Source organism: Dysgonomonas sp. HGC4 (assembly GCF_001261715.1).
In the GTDB taxonomy this organism is placed as follows: Bacteria; Bacteroidota; Bacteroidia; order Bacteroidales; family Dysgonomonadaceae; genus Dysgonomonas_A.
Genome location: NZ_CVRU01000056.1, coordinates 45,775 through 66,050 on the forward strand (window position 1 = coordinate 45,775; position 20,276 = coordinate 66,050).

Annotated in this window: 22 protein-coding genes; all 22 read right to left on the reverse strand. The window is 35.4% G+C overall.

All coding sequences use genetic code 11. The features are described 5' to 3' along the window. Positions 1–15: 15 nt before the first annotated feature. The gene (locus HGC4_RS05050) at positions 16–1,875 is read right to left on the reverse strand and encodes a hypothetical protein (RefSeq protein WP_050709042.1); all 1,860 of its coding nucleotides are present in this window, start codon (positions 1,873–1,875) and stop codon (positions 16–18) included. Next, positions 1,872–6,260 (reverse strand): phage tail tape measure protein, encoded by a 4,389-nt coding sequence (locus HGC4_RS05055; protein ID WP_157258138.1) that lies wholly within the window; start codon positions 6,258–6,260, stop codon positions 1,872–1,874. The genes HGC4_RS05050 and HGC4_RS05055 overlap by 4 nt, the downstream gene beginning before the upstream one ends. Before the next feature lie 116 nt (positions 6,261–6,376). Continuing rightward, positions 6,377–6,739 (reverse strand): D-Ala-D-Ala carboxypeptidase family metallohydrolase, encoded by a 363-nt coding sequence (locus HGC4_RS05060; RefSeq protein WP_050709044.1) that lies wholly within the window; start codon positions 6,737–6,739, stop codon positions 6,377–6,379. Then, a complete protein-coding gene (locus HGC4_RS05065) occupies positions 6,726–7,178 on the reverse strand; it encodes a hypothetical protein (protein WP_050709045.1) in 453 nt (150 codons plus the stop codon). Before HGC4_RS05065 ends, HGC4_RS05060 begins: the two co-directional genes overlap by 14 nt. Before the next feature lie 8 nt (positions 7,179–7,186). Further along, the gene (locus HGC4_RS05070; protein ID WP_050709046.1) at positions 7,187–9,253 is read right to left on the reverse strand and encodes a metallophosphoesterase family protein; all 2,067 of its coding nucleotides are present in this window, start codon (positions 9,251–9,253) and stop codon (positions 7,187–7,189) included. A gap of 171 nt (positions 9,254–9,424) precedes the next feature. Beyond that, positions 9,425–9,817, reverse strand: coding sequence for a hypothetical protein (locus tag HGC4_RS05075; RefSeq protein ID WP_050709047.1), 393 nt, complete (start codon positions 9,815–9,817; stop codon positions 9,425–9,427). Next, entirely contained in the window at positions 9,807–10,298 is a 492-nt protein-coding gene (locus HGC4_RS05080) for a hypothetical protein (protein WP_050709048.1), read from the reverse strand. The genes HGC4_RS05075 and HGC4_RS05080 overlap by 11 nt, the downstream gene beginning before the upstream one ends. Beyond that, positions 10,295–11,182: a hypothetical protein gene (locus HGC4_RS05085; RefSeq protein WP_050709049.1), complete on the reverse strand. Its 888-nt coding sequence runs from the start codon at positions 11,180–11,182 to the stop codon at positions 10,295–10,297. Before HGC4_RS05085 ends, HGC4_RS05080 begins: the two co-directional genes overlap by 4 nt. Beyond that, complete coding sequence (locus tag HGC4_RS05090; protein WP_050709050.1) at positions 11,179–12,036, reverse strand: DUF6712 family protein; 858 nt, start codon at positions 12,034–12,036, stop codon at positions 11,179–11,181. The genes HGC4_RS05085 and HGC4_RS05090 overlap by 4 nt, the downstream gene beginning before the upstream one ends. A gap of 1 nt (position 12,037) precedes the next feature. Then, positions 12,038–13,405: a phage portal family protein gene (locus tag HGC4_RS05095; protein ID WP_050709051.1), complete on the reverse strand. Its 1,368-nt coding sequence runs from the start codon at positions 13,403–13,405 to the stop codon at positions 12,038–12,040. Beyond that, the gene (locus tag HGC4_RS05100; protein ID WP_050709052.1) at positions 13,402–13,641 is read right to left on the reverse strand and encodes a hypothetical protein; all 240 of its coding nucleotides are present in this window, start codon (positions 13,639–13,641) and stop codon (positions 13,402–13,404) included. Before HGC4_RS05100 ends, HGC4_RS05095 begins: the two co-directional genes overlap by 4 nt. Before the next feature lie 8 nt (positions 13,642–13,649). After that, positions 13,650–14,699, reverse strand: coding sequence for a hypothetical protein (locus tag HGC4_RS05105; RefSeq protein WP_050709053.1), 1,050 nt, complete (start codon positions 14,697–14,699; stop codon positions 13,650–13,652). Continuing rightward, on the reverse strand, positions 14,696–15,202 hold the full coding sequence (locus HGC4_RS05110; RefSeq protein ID WP_157258140.1) for a hypothetical protein: 507 nt from the start codon (positions 15,200–15,202) through the stop codon (positions 14,696–14,698). Before HGC4_RS05110 ends, HGC4_RS05105 begins: the two co-directional genes overlap by 4 nt. 99 nt (positions 15,203–15,301) lie before the next feature. Continuing rightward, positions 15,302–15,544, reverse strand: a complete 243-nt coding sequence (locus HGC4_RS05115) for a hypothetical protein (protein WP_050709055.1) — start codon at positions 15,542–15,544, stop codon at positions 15,302–15,304. Then, on the reverse strand, positions 15,537–15,776 hold the full coding sequence (locus tag HGC4_RS05120; RefSeq protein ID WP_050709056.1) for a hypothetical protein: 240 nt from the start codon (positions 15,774–15,776) through the stop codon (positions 15,537–15,539). The genes HGC4_RS05115 and HGC4_RS05120 overlap by 8 nt, the downstream gene beginning before the upstream one ends. A 27-nt stretch (positions 15,777–15,803) precedes the next feature. After that, on the reverse strand, positions 15,804–16,055 hold the full coding sequence (locus HGC4_RS05125) for a hypothetical protein (RefSeq protein WP_050709057.1): 252 nt from the start codon (positions 16,053–16,055) through the stop codon (positions 15,804–15,806). 283 nt (positions 16,056–16,338) lie between these two features. Beyond that, on the reverse strand, positions 16,339–16,779 hold the full coding sequence (locus tag HGC4_RS05130) for a membrane lipoprotein lipid attachment site-containing protein (RefSeq protein ID WP_050709058.1): 441 nt from the start codon (positions 16,777–16,779) through the stop codon (positions 16,339–16,341). A gap of 280 nt (positions 16,780–17,059) precedes the next feature. Further along, on the reverse strand, positions 17,060–17,950 hold the full coding sequence (locus tag HGC4_RS05135; RefSeq protein WP_050709059.1) for a DUF932 domain-containing protein: 891 nt from the start codon (positions 17,948–17,950) through the stop codon (positions 17,060–17,062). Then, positions 17,947–18,672 (reverse strand): N-6 DNA methylase, encoded by a 726-nt coding sequence (locus tag HGC4_RS05140; RefSeq protein ID WP_050709060.1) that lies wholly within the window; start codon positions 18,670–18,672, stop codon positions 17,947–17,949. The genes HGC4_RS05135 and HGC4_RS05140 overlap by 4 nt, the downstream gene beginning before the upstream one ends. Continuing rightward, positions 18,669–18,899, reverse strand: coding sequence for a hypothetical protein (locus tag HGC4_RS05145; RefSeq protein ID WP_050709061.1), 231 nt, complete (start codon positions 18,897–18,899; stop codon positions 18,669–18,671). Before HGC4_RS05145 ends, HGC4_RS05140 begins: the two co-directional genes overlap by 4 nt. Beyond that, the gene (locus tag HGC4_RS05150) at positions 18,880–19,323 is read right to left on the reverse strand and encodes a hypothetical protein (RefSeq protein ID WP_255349822.1); all 444 of its coding nucleotides are present in this window, start codon (positions 19,321–19,323) and stop codon (positions 18,880–18,882) included. The genes HGC4_RS05145 and HGC4_RS05150 overlap by 20 nt, the downstream gene beginning before the upstream one ends. 76 nt (positions 19,324–19,399) lie before the next feature. Further along, positions 19,400–19,969: a hypothetical protein gene (locus HGC4_RS05155; RefSeq protein ID WP_050709062.1), complete on the reverse strand. Its 570-nt coding sequence runs from the start codon at positions 19,967–19,969 to the stop codon at positions 19,400–19,402. Positions 19,970–20,276: the final 307 nt, after the last annotated feature.

Below are 20,276 nucleotides of genomic sequence, written 5' to 3' on the forward strand. Positions count from 1 at the left end.
GGAAAAAGGAGGTTTTTAAGCCTCCTTTTTTGTGTATGGATAAAAATAACCGATTGCGATGGGTAGAAAACCCGTTTGTGTTACTTCTCGCTCTATTTTAAAACAAACAAACCTTTTGTTATTTATAATAAAATCAGACCTGATATCAATATTATCTTCTAACTCGAACAAATATTTGTAAGGTCTAGTTGTATCAATACTAATTGCTTGACTATATATGTCACGATTTAAATTTTTCAGCCTGAAAGGATCCCCTCCGACGGGACCGAAGTATCGAATTATTTTTGTTTTTTCAAAATATTCTGCCAAAGATTCCACCCATGCAATTGGAAAGGTAGCCTTTGATGTATTAGGTTCGACCAAATCAAGTTCGGACAGCCCAGTATATACAGCTAATCGCATTTTAGTATAATTTGATTTATCATCTGACAGCTCCATATCACCTTCAACTAAAGACTGAATATCAAATTCATCATCGTAACTTGGAGATCCATCATACGAAAACAATGGATCATAGTTTCCGGCAACAGGCAATTGAAGCCAATCGACAGGCTGAACATCACCTCTGTATTGTGTTGTTGTTACCATAGATGCAGGAATAATATCAAACTCGTGATCTAATTCCGTGGATTTGGGGTTGTTCATTAATGGAATGAATGAGTTTACCCGACGTGGAATAACCTCCTCTTTTCCGTTTACGGTTTTGCCTGTTCTGAAAGCAATAAAATAATCGTATTTGAGGATATTCGTGAAGATCTTTTCAAAACGTTTAGTGTCTGTATCATCCTGAACTAAATTGTACAAATGTGTTAGAGTATAATAAGTAACAATAGTGCCTCGTGCAGCAGCTTTTTCCATAATGCGTGAATCCATATTCATAAACGCATAATACTCATCACTATCCAGCGAATAACCTACATTTGCAATACGTATGTCAAGATTGTTATCTTCATCCTCTGTTATTTTCAGTTCATCAATTGTTTTTAAAGTAACCATCTCTCTATTTTTTTGAGTGTTATGGTTATAAAGCAATTGAACCTCTCTCGTGTTTGAGTTTACAACAAACACACAATCAAACTGAAATTCAATTTTTGAAAGAAAGTCATTTACAGTCCATGAGGGCAACATTTTAGCAAATTCTAATGTCTGCATACCATGCACAATATACATATTCTTCAATACTTCATGCTCTTCAATTGCATTATATATCAATTTATATCCTATTGCTGCAATAACCTCCTTTATTATAAAGCAAAAATAAGGCTGTGGAACTTGTCCCGAAAATGCAGGAAAATAATAAGGCGCTCTTTTCCCTGGTGTTATATAATCATTTATATAATATTTATTCCCAAACACACCTATAATATCTTCATAAGGCTCATAATCCGCATGATAAGGTAATAAGTGCCAATCGCGTTGTGGATATGAAAATTGTAAAGAATCTAAAACCTGTTTTGCAACATCTAGCAAATCTGACTCTGCTTCCGGATCAGGCACAAAAAGTGCAGCTTTACCTAAATTAAGATTCCTCAGATTAAGTTTACCACCTATAACAAAATTCATTTCTGAATTTCCGCTTAGTAATTGGATCATAACCTCTTTCTCTGAGATATCCATTATCTTTTCCGTACCATTCAGATAAACCCTACCATTTATAATAAGTATAGCACGGCGTTTAGTTGGAATTTCGTTATCTATATTATTACGATTGATATATTGATATACTTTTGCATTCACAGCTTTTAGCAACGAAATAGATATATCATACGTATATTGACTATCTTTTGTATAAACAGGATTCTCTTCCAATAATGGAAAAGAAAAATCTTCTTCTAATATAACCAGTTGATTATCTATATATAATTCTGTTGTCATTTGCCTCTTGATTTATTACTGATCAATCTGTTATATGTGTCCATAGCCTGCTTAATACCGCTAGGACCTGTCACACTGTTTACTGTATTGAACGGCTCATTAAGCCTTTCTTTCAATTGTCGGTTTGTTTCGGCGACATCTAGCAATACATTAACCAGGTATTCGTTTTGTTGCTGTAACTCAACTTTTGCTGCTTCATCGGCTTGACGGGGCAATTGTGCAACACGCTCCTTGTATTCTAATGCAGATGCAAAATCATGTGATCTCAAGCCCGACACTGTATTTGTTCGTTGAGCCTGATCTACGACATCGAAGACACGGCGAACATAGGGATTGTTAACTGCTTCTGCATTACCTACAAATTCGCCTTTGTGTACCAATCCGGCTACATCGTATTTGCGTCCGGGATCTGTGTACCCTCCGACCCAATAATTTGCCATTGCAGCCTCATGCTGTTTTTTAATCGCTCCTACATTTATTAGTCCGGCTGCCGTTGCCACTCCGGCGGCAATGGGTGCTAATGCAGGACCTACAATCGGGATGGCTGCCGTAGATGAATAGGCGTTGATTGCAGACTGAGCTGTTTGAGCCAATGCCATTGCTATTTGAATTTTGAAGGATCGGTTTTCACTGTCTCTATTCGCCTGTGCTAACTCCCTATCCCTTTGCTCTTCTAGCTTCTTTACTTTTTTAGAGTTATTACCGGCTGCTTTTATCTGAGCTTCATATCTTTTATTGATTGAGGCTGTTTCGGCTTCATTTGTGGCTCTTACATAGGATGAATAAGAGTTCATCAACTCTTGCAAAGATTCGAGAGCAAATTGGGTTGTTTGCAACATTCTCTCTCTTTTGGCTCTATCCTGTTCCTCCTCAAGTAAATTGTATTTCTCAATGATGGCTAACCTCATTTGCTCATACAATTCTGTATTTTGCAGGTTATCAGCAAGCGACTCATCTAAGAATGCAAGCTCCATCGCACGAGCCTCCTCAAGAGATTCAATCGTTCTCTTTTTATTGAGGCGATCTCTTACTTCTGCATTCTCTTCATAATATTTTGCTTGTTTATCAAGCGATTCTTTTTGCAATTGAAGACGTTGCTCCTCTGAGATTCCATCGATTGACATTTTCTCAGCAGTATAGCCGATATCAAGCAGTAGCAATTGACTTTTATACAACCTTTCGGATATCAAACCCTTTGCCCTGTTTTCAGCTAATAAAGATTCTTCAACGGCTTGAGCCTCTTCCAAAGCCTTTAGTTTTAGCCTAATTTCGGGTCTTTCTATCTTACTCATTTTCTCTTTATGCTGTTTTTCGAGCAATTCGAGAGCTGCGAGTTGATCAGCCGTCAATTTTTCACGGCTTACACCGAACAATCCCAATTCTTTTAATCGGGTATCGTATGCTTCCTGTTCTGCTTTGGCTGGATCTGCATTCAGGATAATTCGTTTTAAATCGGCTTGAAGTTTAATTTCTCGATCTAATATTGTATTATCAATCTCTGAAATTTGTTTTAATAAATCATCTTTTACAGCCGGATCTGAAACGGCTTTCTTTAAGAGATTGAGTTGTGTAATCCTTTTTTTATCATATTCATCTTGTGCTGCGAGTAGTTGATTATTAAATTCAAACTCTGACATCTGTTCATCATCACGAAATTTCTTTTTGATAGCTGAAATAGTATCATTATGTTCTATCTCAAGCTTTCGCATTGCATCTTTTATCCTTTTATTTTGAACGCCTACCTTTTCGGGTTTACCCGGAGGATCCACAAGAGGAGGAGGTACTTTTGCAACTTCTTTAGACAACTCTAATTCCTTAGCCTTTTCTTCTACAATTTTACGCTGAACATCAACCTTCTGATTAAGATTATTCAGTTCTACACTATCTGTAAATGCGTTATCTGTTGAAAATGGAGTGTTAGGTTTTTGTTGAACAATAGATGGAAATAATTTTGCTGCTTGTTGCTCCTCCAATATTGATAACTTAGCTTTTTCGTTCTTCAACTCATTCTCTAAATATGCAGCATTGGTTTTAAGAGACTGTAAATTCTTCTCATTCTGAGTATCTTTAGTCTCCATGTAAAGACCTGCATAGAATAGTTGTTGCTTTTCAAGATCCTCATTTTCCTTTTTTAAGTCTCTTATTGAATTTTTTCGAAGAGCTATTGCATTAGCGTATCGATCAGGGTCAATATCAGAAATTTCACTTTCTAGTTTTTTAATTTCATCCAAATTATCAACTATTGATGCCCCTATTTCATCCACTTTGGCTTGAGAAGCTTTAGCTCTCGCATTTTTCAATAGAGCAACCGTATAAGCTTCCACCGATTTAGTTGCCTCTTGAGTATTAATATTTTCTAAACTTAGGTTACCTAAATATTCGGGAGATATTTCATTGAGACGTTTTATTGCCTTCAATCTCTCTTCTTTACTTACCTTTTCGTTTTTAGCAACTCGTAATAACAGATCTAATTCATTTTTTTCACCTATAATTGACTTCTGAGCCTCTTTATGAACATCATTCAATAACTTAGCCGTAGATGCAGCCTCTTTTGAATTTACTGAGAGTACAAATATTCCGGCTGCTAATGCTGCGATAACTGCTGTCAATATCACTAAAGGATTCGTCAAACCTGTTACGGCTGCAAATGCTAACATTGCTCCTCTTGCTTTCGCAACTTGTCCTGTTAGTGTGTAATATGCAACTTGAAGAGCATAGATAGTACCACGCAAAAGAATCATTATTGCATTTTGAGCTTGCAAGGCTCTATAATGTAAAGTCTCAATGATAGTCCACTTTCCAGTTAATGCAGTCATTAATTTAACAGCAACCATGTAAGTTCCTACTGTTACAACTAAGCTTGTAATTGCTTTACCATACTTGATAAAGAAGTCAATAACAGAAGGTAATATCTTTACTAAATAGGTCATTCCGTTTGTTGATTTGATCAACGCCGGACTTAATCGTTCGCCAAGTTCTAAAGAAGCATCATAAAATGCTTTACGTCCTTTTTCAAGTGTCGCTTTTAGGTTATTATTCTTGATTTCGTACTCTTGAGTAATTGATGTTCCTTCTGCAAAAGCTTTATTAGATATTTCTTGAGCAACATTTACTTTATCAATATTGGTTGCCAAAGCCGAAAGTACACCTACTGCACGTGCACCATCCAGCCCCATATCCTTGAACATAGGTATGAGCTGCTGAAAACCGCCTTTCTGAGAAAGAGCAGTTAATACCTCCTTTATCGCTGCGTTGGTATCTTCTTTTAGTAGTTTGTTGAATTTAGTAATTTCAAGACCTGCAATTTTCGCGAATTTAGCAGGATCACCCATCAACTTCATAATGAAGTTCTGAACGGCTGTGGCTGACATTTCAACGGCTTGTCCCGACTGATCAAGAGCAGAAGCATAACCTAAAATGTTTTGAATAGATATTCCTGCTTGAGCTGCTACCCCACCCAATCGTTGTGCAAAGTCAACCATATAAGATTCCGAAGCAGTTGAACTGGCTCCAAGTTCATTGATCGCTGAACCAATTGCAAGCATACGCCCTCTCAAATCTAACTTATCAAGTTCTTTTGTGGATCGGGCAAAAACATCGGATATTTTTCCGATATCCTTCATTGCTCCTTCTCCAAGATCTTCACCGAGTGATACATCAATTTGATTTGCTGCTACAACAAAATCAAGAATATCCTTTTTAGAGGTTTTACCGAGTTTTCCGGCATCACGAGCTAATAGATTTAATTGCTCGCGAGTAGTCCGGGTATCCATTTTCTTAAATTCCTCATTCAGATCTACAACCTGATCACGTGTGAATCCTGTTGTTTTCATTACATCAGAATACACATCATCCATCTTTGCAACTTCTTCTGCCATTTTACGAAAAGCAAAAGATAATCCCGTGACGGATGCCAATACAGCAGTAACAACACCGAAATATTTATTAAACCCGTCTGTCATTTTCGACCAACGAGATTGTGTTACCTGACTTTCTGCATTGATTTTTCCGAGTTCGGATCTTACGGCTTTTATCTTGCGTTGCAACTCATCCCATTCCTTAGAGCCACGAGCAACTTTTCCCGAATTGAGTTCTTTATTTAGTTGGGTGAGTGCTTTCTTAAGATCATTAGGACCCGATGTTGAAAGGTTATTCATTACCTTATTCACATCGAATGAGGAACGGATAATGTTTCTCATTTCCCTATTGACCTGCTGTAATGCTTTATTTGATTTATCGAATGCCTTTTTATCTCCGGCTTTGGAAGCTTCGACCATTCTGTCGCGGTACTCCCTTGCTAGAACTTCGAGTTTAGAGAGTTCCTGTTCGGCTGATTGACCGTCAACGGTTACTCGTGTTTGAGCCTGATTTACTATATTCGCCATTTCCAATGTATTTTGAGCGAAAATAGCAGGAGAGAGAATGGCTAGAAAAGACATAAAAAAGCCCGAATCTCACGACTCAGGCATTTCTCAATAGTTATAATAACAAAAATAGCATTCTAATACATCCAAGCTACTTGAGTTGGCAAATTCGATCCGGCTCCAATATGGATATAGGTTTTAGCTATACCTATACGTTTTATACCCAGTTTATAAGCAGCTCTTAGAATCTTAAATCGATTTGTTGAGTCATTGCATCTAATATCAACAGCTTTTGCTTGAGGGTGATCACCTGATCCGCTTCTACCTTTCGACTTCTCCCATGCAGGAGAACGATAAGCACAATTTAATACTAAGGGTATTCCTGCTCCTTCTCTGAGAGCATCTAAGAGATTCATAAACTCTTGATCCATGTCCTGTAACGAACACGAAGGTGTACACTTTTGGAACTCTTCTTCTTTAAAATATTTACTTGTTATCATCTTGTTTACCAAATATGAAGTTATATAATTCAGGCATTCTCTTCACTATTTGCAATCCAAACCAGTGGTATAAAAACGCAAAGACTCTATTTGTTGGGAAAAGAATACATATATTTCTGAGGGTATTACTCACATAGAAAGCAAGAAATATATAGGTTAGTGTTTTAACGAAAAACAGCGATTCATCTACGTCTCCCATTCTGTCACCAATAACGAAGGTACTTGCTATAATAGATAAATACATAGCTAAGAAAATCAATGATAGTAAGACTTTCTTGAGTCTTATTCGATCATCATTACGAAAGATATCAACAAGTATTCCTGCTGCGATATCTGCCAAGAAAACGAGTCCTAATATTATCATTGGATTCCACACGGGTTCCAGATATGAGATTATTGCACCAATAATCCCGACAAAAAACAATTTAATTATATCCATATTATTAGTTAATATTTAGATTTATCATAAATCACACTGATAGATTTACGCTCTCTTTGATCATATGCAACATCTGAACCTAGCCTCACAAGACTGACCGTTTTATCGTCAAGATTAATACCGACGGCATTTATACAGTCTTGTGATTGAGTACCTTCAAGTCGCGGAGTATCAGAAAATTTATCTTCCATTTTTGTGCATGAGACTGTACAACTTAGCTGTGTCGTATTCTCTATAAAACCAAATTTATCATAATGCTCGTGTCCAGTAAAGTAGCATATAAACTCCTGCTTTCCCGTAAATGTGACATTCACAACGTTAGCAGGCAAATCGGCAGATGATGTTGTATATGTTTTATTTAATGATGTGCCTTGCTTCCAAGCTTCGACAATATCTCTAACGGGGTTCTCTCCATTTTGATAAAATGTGTACACTATTGTTTCTGTTGTATTATCAAAGAAATTATTTACGCCTGTAATAACTTCTCCCGAAGGTCTTTTGAGTCCTGTTCCAATAATTTTGCCCGCGGGCTGATGTGTTACGATAATGGCTTTTGTTGTAGCTTTCAAGGTGTTGATCAACCACAATAGTTGTGTATCGGTTAGATAACTATTGCTAGTACCCGATTTCTGACTTTCATATTCATCTATAAATATGAATCGTACTCCTTCTATATCTTTATAATAGTAGTTTTTCGAAGACGAGGCTAAGCCCCATTTCGCCCAGAATGGCTGCATAAACTTTACATTTGCTGCTGCTGTTGTACCATTTTGCAGATCGTGATTTCCGAGACAATGATAAACTGTCTTAAGAGAAGGCAAAGCTATATCTTGATATGTTTGAAAATCATCAACTATTGTACTAGCTACAATATCACCGCAATTTATTCCAAACGGAATTGTAGAATATTGGTTAATTGCTTCAAATACTCTTCTTATTTGTTCTTTTTGTCCGTGAGGGTCGCTGAATTGAATAAAGCTGAATATATTATTTTTAACAGGGTTTGCGAGTCCTCCAATTTTTTTTGACAATGCTTGCACTGCTACTTCTTTTGTCTTATTAAGACCCCTTACCGAAGAATCGTTAATAACAGTTCCACCGCCTGTATTGCCGCCTTCTTCTAAAATAGCAGAAGTAGCTATAACGCCTACACAAAGATCACGCGTCAGGCTAAATCCGGGATTTGTTCCGTAAAATGCATACCCACCCGCAACGGGATTGGCTCTTGTTGTATTGACCAAAAATTCGGCTGAATTGCTAGGTTCTCCGATTCCGAGAAACTCTGTTCCTGCTAGTGTTATCTCGTTTGGGAATGTTAATATTTGATCTCCTAGAGTCGTTATTGACAGGTTGAACGAAGAAATAACCGTTCTTGGATTAGGTATTCCTGTTGCAACGCTGATCGTGAGCGTGCCTATTCTACTAACATTTAATCTGATTCGATTAATAGGCACACCTCTCAATACACTTTGTTCTAAGTAATAAAAGGCATATCCTCTTGAGGATACAGTACCCGAATCGGAAAAAGGAATAAGTTCTGTTAAACGCTTAGAGCTGCCTACATCTTGCCAACTGTCATCTAATAGATAGCTTGTCAAAGCTGCCCCTATAAATAGCTCTGTTACCCATCCTGTTTGAAGTTTATAAGATAAAATTTGCCCTATTCCTCTTTGAGCTGCAGGTACTGCACCTCTAGCCGTTTTTCTGTCAATATAGGTTAATGTAGTCGCTTGTGTCACATTATAAATGACTTTTTTATCTACCTTTCCAGACACGTCAATTTCAGGTATCGTTCCACCCTCAGTACGAACAACTGTATAAGTTTTGCCTCCAATTGTTTTAGTTTCGTCTGCTTTTTTGTCTAATTCAACTTTTAAACCAGCCGTTGAAATAACTTCATTTGTTTTATTTGTAACAGTTTGAACAATCTTTATCGCAACTGAGGCTACATATTCTTTAACCCAAATTATTGCATTCAGCATCCACGAACCAATTCTGATAGCTGTATTAGCTTTAGGAAACACTTCATCACGTATCTCCTGTGCATCCTTTATTAATTCATTCTCATCAATCATATCTAATTTGTATGTTTCGTTTTACACTTAGGACAATAAAATACGTTGCACCTCACACAGTAAATGAAACCGCAACAGGTACAAGCTATCTCTTCACAATGATTTGCCATTTCTTTTTTGTGCTAAGTAAATAATGAATGAAGGATGGAGAAAAGACAAAAAAAGGAACGATTATTTCGTTCCTTCAATTACCTGCTGTATAACGTGTGTAAAGTCTTTACCGCTCATATCAGCCATCTTTTCGGCTAATTTCATGCAGTAATAATAATATTTTTTGTTTAACCAAGGTCGTGGCACTCTATCGGGATGGAAACCTAAATCTCCGCTATTCCCTTTTGAAACTTCCCTACCTGTTCCTCGTTCTACGAAAATACCATACTCATTAAAAGTGTGCTCAATTACTTCTTTAAAAGTCCCCATGTGTTTTATAGGAGAAGCATGAACCGATTCAACTAAACTACCAGTATCAAACACCTTATAAGCTGCTAGTTTTTCAACCCAAATATTCACCATCACTTGTGACCATGAGCGAAGATATGCTTCTCTATCTTTGTTATTCGTCATACCATTGTGATTTATCGTAGCATAAATTCGTAGGTTCATCAACACTAAACATAAAATATATTCCTGTACATCCTGCTATCGCATGACCATCTAATTCATAATAAGGAATACGATCTGTATCGAAAAAAATTTGGTCATTAATAAATACATTTCGATCTTTCACTAATTGAGTACAAATCAATGTGAATATATCTCGACATTCCTGCATCGCAGTTGTTTGTTGTACCATGCTCCCTAAAGTGAATTTCTTGAGAACGAATATTACGAACATTCTTCGACTAAAATATCCACCTCCTTTCTTATATACGTACCCATCTTGTGTATCATCTAATACAAAGTATGCAGGATCTGATCTCAAATTAGCGACAACACCTTCCATACTAGATAACCCAGTACTCTTGCAAAACCTATATTTGCCGTCCTTAGTTTTTTTAAGCCGGGTATTAATTTCTTTAAAATATGCTGTTGCGTCAAATTTCATTTCTTCATTTTGTTTAGTCGATTTTGAATTTCTTTATTCTCTTTGGTGATGCTATCTAACCTTGAGAACGCATCCCAAACATCACGATCTAATAACTGATCATTCTTAGTTATGTCACCTAGATTTAAAGCCTGTAACATATTATCGATATACTCTCTCATATTTGGAGGAGTAATATTTACTTGTGTTTCTGTATGCTCTAATCTCTGAAAGAAGTTCTTAAACTCTTTAGATAGTCTATCTTTCAGTCCTGAATAATAAATAAAGACTGTAAACCGTTTTACGATTGACAGTTTTCGAAACTTCTTACTTCGTTTATTAATCTTATTGATATCGAATTTGCGAGCATCGCAATAAATAACAGCACATAAGCAATTCAAATAATATTCATCTTTTGTAAATAGATATGCCTGATAATAGTTTTCAGCATTAAACCACTGTCGGAACGACACTCCTTTGAACAAGGGCTGGACATGTTTTTGTCCGGCCAACTTGGGCAAAGGATTTACTTCTGTAATTCCATCTGTTAGGAAAGAAAGCTTTTTGCTAAAAAATAACACTTCAAATTCCTGTAATATAAACTTTCCTTTTTTCACTTTGCAAAGCCATTCTTCTCTATTAAAGACTTTCAAGACTTTGATACCCGAAAAGAAGAAGAAACATTTACTTTGAATCTCTGTCAATGTATTATCATTGATCATAAGAGTTGAAATATAGAGGAGTTGCTTCTCTGTTAATTCTTTCCACGATTTTGGTAATTTAATATCAACTTCGGGCAATAACCTTGCTTTTTTCTTTTGCACATACGCATAAAGAACAAAAACGACTAACCACAATATGGCTGATCCTAGTATGATTACAAATATATAAGCTGCTGTTTTCATGGGTTAAACATAAATGTTTGATCTGTTTTTTGATTCACATAATTCTCAGATGTTTTTATTTTATATGCCTGAGAAGTCATAAATGTTGTATAATTATCCTTATCGGCAATCATCTGATTCACTATTGTTCCCAATAATTCCTTGCCTTGATTTACTTTTTCTTTTGAGTACAAGCCTAGAACGACCTGTAATTTATAAAATACATCTTCATCGTATTTAGTCAACTTGTCTGAACGTCTGTTTTCAATAAGTTCTTTCATGTATTCAAAACTGACAGTATTAGACATATCACCCTGATAGGAAATAAGCAAAGGGTAAAGCTCATCTAAGGTGTTACGAGATGCATTACTCCGTCCAAAACGCCTTAGATCTCCGGCTGTTATAAACAGACAGTTTGTATAGCGTTCAAAATGTACGCTTTTCTTCCATTCTTCTCGAAACATATTATCAGTACCCGATAATAAAAGAATAATTAAAGCATCAGTTGATTCACTTAATCGCAATTTCACCCAATCAAGCAAACGCTCTACACGCTCTTTCGAAGCTGGTGCGATATTATTAGTAGATGAAACAACCGCAAAACCGTTAGGAGTAGATATCAGATCGACAAAAGGAATACACAAGTAATAAGCATTTATAGCGACTATTCGCTTAAGTGCATCTTGAATAGTTGTATTTGTTGATGCTATGATTGCATCAAACAAATCTGATCCTATTATTTCGTTTATGATCTTCGTCTCCGATTCTTCAAGAAAAGGTTTTAGGGTATCCATGTCCGACAGTTCTTCATCGGGATTGAACCTCTGAGCAGTTGGAATAAAACTCACAAAAGTTTTTATATCATTTATTAGCATATCATTGGTTGTTATCGGGTTCGCGTAATGTTTTCTCTTCTGCATCGCCCCCTGTTGACAAAACAGTTAGCGTAATAACTGGGATATCAAATTTCAGATCATCGTATTTATTAAATTCTTTGATCACGTGATAAGGAGTGAGGAGGATATCGTGATATGGTTTCTCAAGAGATTGTTTTATAGTAAACAATTCTCGTTGCACAGATCCTGAATAGCTACCTTGACCTTTACCCGGATACGCTCCGATCATACCCGGATGAACACCCATCGCATAACATAGCATATTACTAGCTTCTGCTGAATCTTCGATCAGATCTCCACCCTCTTTTTTTGTATCCACAAGTGATATTGTCACCATGCTATGTGTATTACCATCAGGATCTACATAGCAACCTGTAACCAAAACCTTATTTGCATTATCAATACCTCCCAAAAAGTCACGTATATTCTCAAGTTCTTTGATACGTCTCTTTTTTTGTTCTTCTTTATCTGTTATTACCTCGGTTTTAAAAATCTCTTCCCAATATCTACTATTTATTTCTACTTTGTATTTCACTTTAGCAGACTTTATAATATCAAATTTTCTCTTTGGGATAATACGTTTATACTTATACCAACCCGAATTAAACACCGAATACCAGGGAGCGAATGGATAATACTTTTTGCCAACTGTCGGAAATAGATTTACGATTGCAAATTTCCGAGCAGTGGTCATTTCTTGTATCTCTCCATTCTCATTCGGGATCCTGCCAAATCGAACCTCAAGATCCCCAATAGGATCATAGTAATCTAAAACAGGAATAACTTCCAGTTCGTCGACAGTTGGTGTTTTATCTTCAAAATCCCCATAAAAAAGATGTTCAATTTGTCCTGTTCTAGGATTGCACGATTCAAAACGACAATGGATTGCTTCTTTGTGTCTTAGTTTTGTTATTTTCGAACCTTCTTTATTAACTATAACCAAAGAAACTGTAAATAGAAAATACTTCATATCAGCTACCTGATCAAGAAGATATTTAACTGGATTATTATATTTGAAGAATTTAATAATATCTTCATTTCTTACCTTTTCATCATTATCTCTCCTATATCTTAAGCCGGATGCATAACAGGTCAAAGCATTGAAATGATTGTTTTGCGATAATACTTCATCATCTTCAACAGCTTTTACAATCTTGTAAGGGCGTTGATTATCGTCACCCCACGACACATAACCTCTATAATTTTCATCTACTTTTACAGGCGTAGGACTAATATCATCACCTATGATACTATCTATTTCACTAATATCAATAGTGTTCACAAAAGCAACTGAATCTCCGAGATTCAGCACTGCTGACACTTCATCCAATAATTCTACATTTCTCATAATATCACCTCTTTATTATTTACTTCAAAAATCAGTAAAGCCTTTATTGTTCTTTTTTCTCCCGAAACAAGAAATGTAAGATTGAATGTATTTTTCTCATAATTACTTGAGGTGCAAACAAGGTCTTTACATTCCATTATAGAGCCATCTTTTTTCCAACATTTCAGACTACCAATTTCAGCATGAGAATTAAGCAGTTTTCTAACATCATTTATATGTATATATTCTCTTGTCATTTATCAATTTAATTAAATGTATAATCAAACGAATCATCATGGATCCTCAAAGAATCTTCTTTAAAGTCAACTACAACCTGATTGCGTTGTGATAACCTATATTTAAATTCATGTGATGGGAGTTCCGATTGCAACGAGCTGCGTTTAACAGTTGCATCCGTGATAGTTATTTCTTTCCAGAAAGTTTTATTCCTTGCTATATAAACATTTTCCGAGTTATATAGATCTTCAATCCAATTGGCTGTATTTTGATCTAAAACTCCCGTGTTGGCAGTATATTCTCTAAGAGCCTCAATATGATATTTCTTAAATTTACCTTGCATATAACCAAGCTCATTCGAGTATTTATTTTCACGATTCATAGATCCCATGACAGCGAAAGATTCCGATACACCGAAATTGTTTACAAATATCAATTCTAAAACAGAAGGGCGTGAATAGCCGTCAATGAGAAAAGTTGCCGTTCTATTATCGGCAATAACAGCAAACTTTACTAGATCGTGATCTGCTTTTTCATAAGCCGAAAGATGAATAGCCATTCCGACAGTTCTATCAATAACATCTAAATCTGCTAATTCTCCGCTCGAATTACTGTAATTCCCGTTCAGATCTCTGTAACGTGCTGCATATTTAACCAATGTTGGTTTAGTCACATACAGCGATAAAAATTGCACACTATCAATCTGTACAGTTTTGTCACCTTGCATAAGAGTCAAAAAATGACTTTCTACAAATTGAGCAGCACTAATATTAATCTCTGCACGTGATAATATAACTTTGCTTGTATAAGTGAGTGTATTTTCTTTATTAGAGAAATGAAAACGGAACTCATTAAAAGAGCCACCCGAAATATTTGAGGCTATAATTTCAGATAAACCAAGAATATAGATTTTCAGATCATTATCCGGAACATATGTTTCTCTGAGAATTTCAATATATTCGTTTGTTGCGAGTTTCCTTGACAAAACAAAGGTGACATCACTTTCTACAACACCCAAAACGATTTCTTGAAAGTTGCTAGAAAAAGCAAATTGAGGTATATAGCTTTCTACATTCATCGCTCAAAAAGTTTAATCCCCAATCCTAGAATCGGTAATTTATTCACTGCATCATATCCGGCTGATATCATTAGATTTTTATGTGTGCCTGATACCGACATTACACCTCTTGAATCTACATTCAAATACAATCTGTTTTTAGCAGATTGAGTAATCTTTGGATAAGCATAAGTGTAATTAACCTTACGTGCCAACAAAGCATTTTCGCTCACTGTATCTGTCACTGAAACTACTAACACCCCATTGTTGATTAATGTATCTTTATAAACTCTTTTCAAAAAGTAATCAGATATAACTTTAGCCGTATCGACATCAACGGGAGGAATAGTTCGAATTACATCAACTGGATAAGGGACACGTTTAATTACTGAATCGGTAATTACAATAGTATCTATCCTAACAGTTTCCATATCGGGCAATTCACTTATATACTCTCTATGTAGGTTATAACCAGCAATAAAACCGATAACAAAACCAATAATCAGGAGCCAATATTTATTCATAATCTTCATTTGAATTATATAAATTCAAAGAAAATCAAGAATCGATGCACAACAAAAGACAAAAAAAGCCCCTCATTACTGAGAGGCTGATCATTGTTGTTATTCTTTTAGAGCTTTTTCATTGCTTAGTTTCATAAGCCAAACAGGCTTTGTGTCATCAAACCCAATTTTATAGCTAAACTTTGCCATTATTTGGGTTACTTCTTGTATTGTATATGATTCCATTTCAGAGAGTTCATATACTATCTGTTCACTCGATTTTCGTATAGTTGCGTCCACTTCGGTAGCTTGAAGAAATTGACCAATGTACCGACTAAAAATAATTTTCTTTACTTCATCCATCTTTTCGAATATTTGTGTTAGAAATATCAATCATTATTTCTTTTAGAAATTGCAGGTCCTCCATGCGATCCAAAATCACATCACTACTTTCTTGCATATGTTTTCTTTGTTCCAAGATAAGCTTTATAAGGTCGTCGAAAATAGGGAGTACTGTACCTGAGTTTTCTTGAATATACTTTACTTGAGTGATAACGTTTGGATTAATAATTGCACCATCGATTGAATGTTCCATGATTAAATTGGTTTTGATTTGTTTTGTTTAATTAGATTTTGCCATTAACGAACATTTTAGTTCGATATCTGGCGAATCTATATGAACATTCAAATAACCAGGTATATTGGTCATATCACATTTATATCTCTTTTCTTGAAGTTGCATAGAGGTTACACCTCTCTCTAATAATTTAGGATCATTAGGATTGAATATTTCAGCAAAACGAAGTAAGGCTTCATAGACTCCTTGTGTAGATTGTTGTGTAATAACACGAACAGGTTGATTTAATTTTTTCATTGTAGAATTGGTTTAGCTATTAAGACAGAAAAAAACGGCTGTCATATCCCGTGTCGCTAAACCAATTCTACTAACGAGCGAACTCGGAAATAAAAAAGTGGGAAAATGAACAACCGTTCTATATTTTAGATATAGGCATAAAAAAAGCCTATAAAGACAGGCGAACATAATATTCGCTCATTGTATAATTGGTTTAGCACTGCAAATATGAGAAGAATATTTGAAATAACACCAACTTAAAACAAAAAAAAGCGAGTACACCTCGCTTTCCTTACCTTAAATATTATTTCCATATTGTATAAACATCATCTTTTATTGATAGTTTATACATTTGAAGTGTATAACCTTGCGCCTTGTCATTCAATGGTTTTCCTGTATATGGATCGAAAACACCCTTACATAGTCCACAAGCCCATGCAAATCCGCGAGTCACAATACTCTCTGGGGTCTGAGGGTAAGATGATGGATATAAATAAATGCTATTTTTAGAATGATCTACTTTTACATTAGGACAAGATTTGGAAGAAGCAGGATAATAACCATTCTTAACGAAATAGATATCCGTATTTACTATTATTCCATATTTCGTTGATAAATATTCATCAGTATTTTTAACTTCAGTTCCTTTAAACTCTCCAATTTTCGCCAACGAGTCATTTTCATCATCTTTTGAACAGCCTGATAAGAGGAAAACAGCACAAAATATAAATAGAATTTTTCTCATTACTGCATAGTTTTAATAAAGTATAGTCTATTTTACAGACTGTAAAGATATAAAAAAAAGCAACAAACTAAATTTGCAGCTTCACTCTTTAGTATTATTTAAAAAACCTGTAACATCAATCAAGATGTACAGATTTACTCTAAAAACTTCCTTATGTACCACAGCGTAGCAAGGTACTTTTGCGTTTCTTTGCTACTTTCTTGCCGCGTAACGCAAGAAAGTAGCCGCCGCCATGGGTAAGCCATTACCCATGTAGCGACATTAGTAGATATTTAATCTATTATAATTCGAATCTTTCTTTCAATAACTCCATCATTGCGACATTTTGAGGTAGTAAATTTGGTATTTCTGCCTTTTCGGGTTTATATAACTCGGTAGCAATATTGTATAAATCCCACAACGTAGAAGCTTGACCGTTCAAATGACGAATTAAATATTCCTCTGAGTACTGAGATATTTGTCCCTGTGTCAATGGGTATTGTTTTATATTACTAGATAAGTCCTTATTTCCGCTATCCTTTGCCACTCGCAAGCAAGTTAATAAACCTATAAATTGATAAGCGTCATTTTGTGAACATCTAATTTGTTTCATTTTCTCAATGATACGAAGATCGTTTTCTCTGTACTCGAAAAAGTTATCAAGCCAATTTTTTACAGTTGCAAACATTTCGTCATTCGTTACTCCGTCTTTTCCGTAATTGTAGGCGGTGCGTTCCTTAGACAAAATACATTGATTGTGACAAATTTTGACATTAGGACCGAAGCCGATTTGCACTCCGTCTTGATGGTAAGCGATTGCAATAGTAGTATTCATTTCCGAGTTTTCACCGTCATTTATTTTGATCGTTGTAAAAACACGTCTCAAAATATGGGCTTCAACTGAATTATCGCCTTTTATTTGTTCGATTTGTGGCAAAACAGATACACCAGGATGTTGACTACTTTTGTTCTGAGCTGCGAAGATTTCTTCAAGTTCATAGTTTAAGCCGCTGTTATTGCAGATATTTAAAACATTTTCAATCACTTGATAATGATATAAACCCTTCAAAGGATTACCAAAAACATCGTTTTCTTTGTGCGTTACTTTCAATGTTTCAAAGTCTAAAATCTGTGTTTTATTTTCTTTAAAATTAAACTTCCTGTAATTATTCGTTATATCTAATGTGATCATAATAAGCAATCTATTTGATTTAAAAATTCTGTTAACTGACTATCTATTATAGTTTCTGAAATGGGGGTTTCTTGTGGCTTTTCTTCCGTTTTTGGTTCTTCGGTTATAGTTGAAACTTTATTTTTTGCGTGTAAATCTACTTTGTGAATATAGGGTACTTTGTATTTGGGATGGGGTTTTACTTCCCATTCTGCCCACTTTTCAAGACTTAATGTATTCATGTGTTCAACTGTACCATACAAGCCGTTTAAACAAAGATTTATAAGTGTCATTTGGCAGCATTGATAACTAATATCCATACCAGAATATAGGTTATACTTTCTTAGTTTAGCTGTTGCAAGAAACAAACGACCTGAACCACAACACGGGTCATTAATAGTGATAAATGGAGGAGGCGGTGTTAACTCTGCCATAAGATCACAGATATGAGGCGGTGTAAAAAATTGCCCTGCTTGCTTACTGCTTGAACACTCCATAAAATAGTCACCTAAACAGTCTATTAGTCCTTCTCCGTTGTTATCCATCTCTATGACAAGACTTGCAAAAGCTTCGGAAAACATCAACATTTCGTCTTTGTCGTATGATTTAGCCGTCTGTAAGTATAGTTCCTCTTGTTCTTGCATTGATAAAGCACACACGGCGAAAGTTAGAAAATCACTAAAAGCGTTACTTCGCCCGACCTTTCGCCCTGTTAGCTCAATACATTCTATAAAACTTTTCATGCTGTTAACAATTCGAGTTCAAAATCATCTATAAACTTTTTGATAGATGGGTTTCTCTGCTCTAACGCTTGAATCTTTTCAGTCTCTTTGTTTTTACTGATTATGATTTGATTTTCAGAAAAAGAAACGTTGATTATATCTCCCACTTTAAACCCTATTTTTAGGAGCTGTTCCCCCATCAATTTGATAAGTGGTTCACTGTTTTCGTTAGTTACTTGCTGTATCATATTTCACCTCCCTTTTTTTAACTTGCAATTGAGAGAATACAAAGCAGATCGGGTTAAATTTATAACTGTCTGTTGCTGCGTTTTCGTCTGTGTTGGGGCGTGTTTTCTTCTTTCCCCACAATAGTAGTGCGTGTTCGCCTTTTATGACGCTGTACCCTGCTTTATTCCATTCTGAGAGGGTTTTAAGTTCTGTATGTCCTTGTTTGGAGTACAAAGCTTTCAAGCCTTGGTTTATATTCTCGATCGTGCCTTTTTCCACTTTCTTTTTTAGAGGCTTAGACAACTTTTTTAGCTTTTCTCTTTTTTCTTGTAATGTGGTTAACTGGTTCTCTGTCGCTGGTTTGCGGTTTCTAAATGAATTTGAGAATATTATTTTTTGCTCTGTTGCTTGAATTGTAACATTTTCCATATCTTTGTATTGCATTTGAATTGAATATTTAATATTTGATTTAAAATTAAGCCTTGCTTGGTTGCTGCCTTGCAAGGCTTTTCATTTTTTTTTAGGCTGCACCGAAAAAGATTTCTTTCATTTTTTCCTCTACCGTAATTTGTGCATCTTTAAAATCAGCATCCCAAGACTCCAACACTTTAGCAATAGTTCGGCGACTAGGACTTTTGAACTCCAAACCGTTTGCATCCCGAATAATAATTATAGCATTACTATCATCATGTGATATTGTAAACTTGCTTAAATCGGCTCTTTTCTTTAATAAATTTGTATGCTTTTCTTGAAGAGAAAACAGATTATTTGCACATACTTTCAATTCTTCGATTGTCGGAACTCGTTTTTCTTCCTCTTGATGGGTGGTAACTTCTTTAGTCTCTGCTTGTGTCGCTGCAATCTCGTTATTTTCGGGGGTTGCAACTTCTTGGGTTTGGTTCTCTTGTGTTGAAACTGAGGTTTCGGCTGCGGTTTCTTGTAGTTTTTCTTCCGTTGGTTGGTCTACTGCCAAAGGTGTAATTTCTTCCGCATCTTTAGGATTGAATTTTTTACCAGTGTTTACTGTATTAGCTTTTACAGATAACACACTTTTTCTCCCTGCCACGTTGGCTGTTCTTGACTTGTTCATTGCATTTGAATTTTAAATTTTAATACTTAATTATCTTAAGGTCTTGGTATTGCTGTACCATTTCCTTAATACAAATATACGAAAAATATCTTTACAAACAAACTTTAAACACCTACAAAACAACACATTAGATGCATACCATATGCAAACGCTACTACACAATCAACACAATCCTCACTATTGATTTTAAATTATTTTTTTCACTTTTCAATTGCCTAACAGAAAATAAGGCTTTAAAAATCGCTATATCAAGCCATTACCAAGACAATATGTAAATTAAAGTTAAACTTTATTTAGCTTTTCCGAT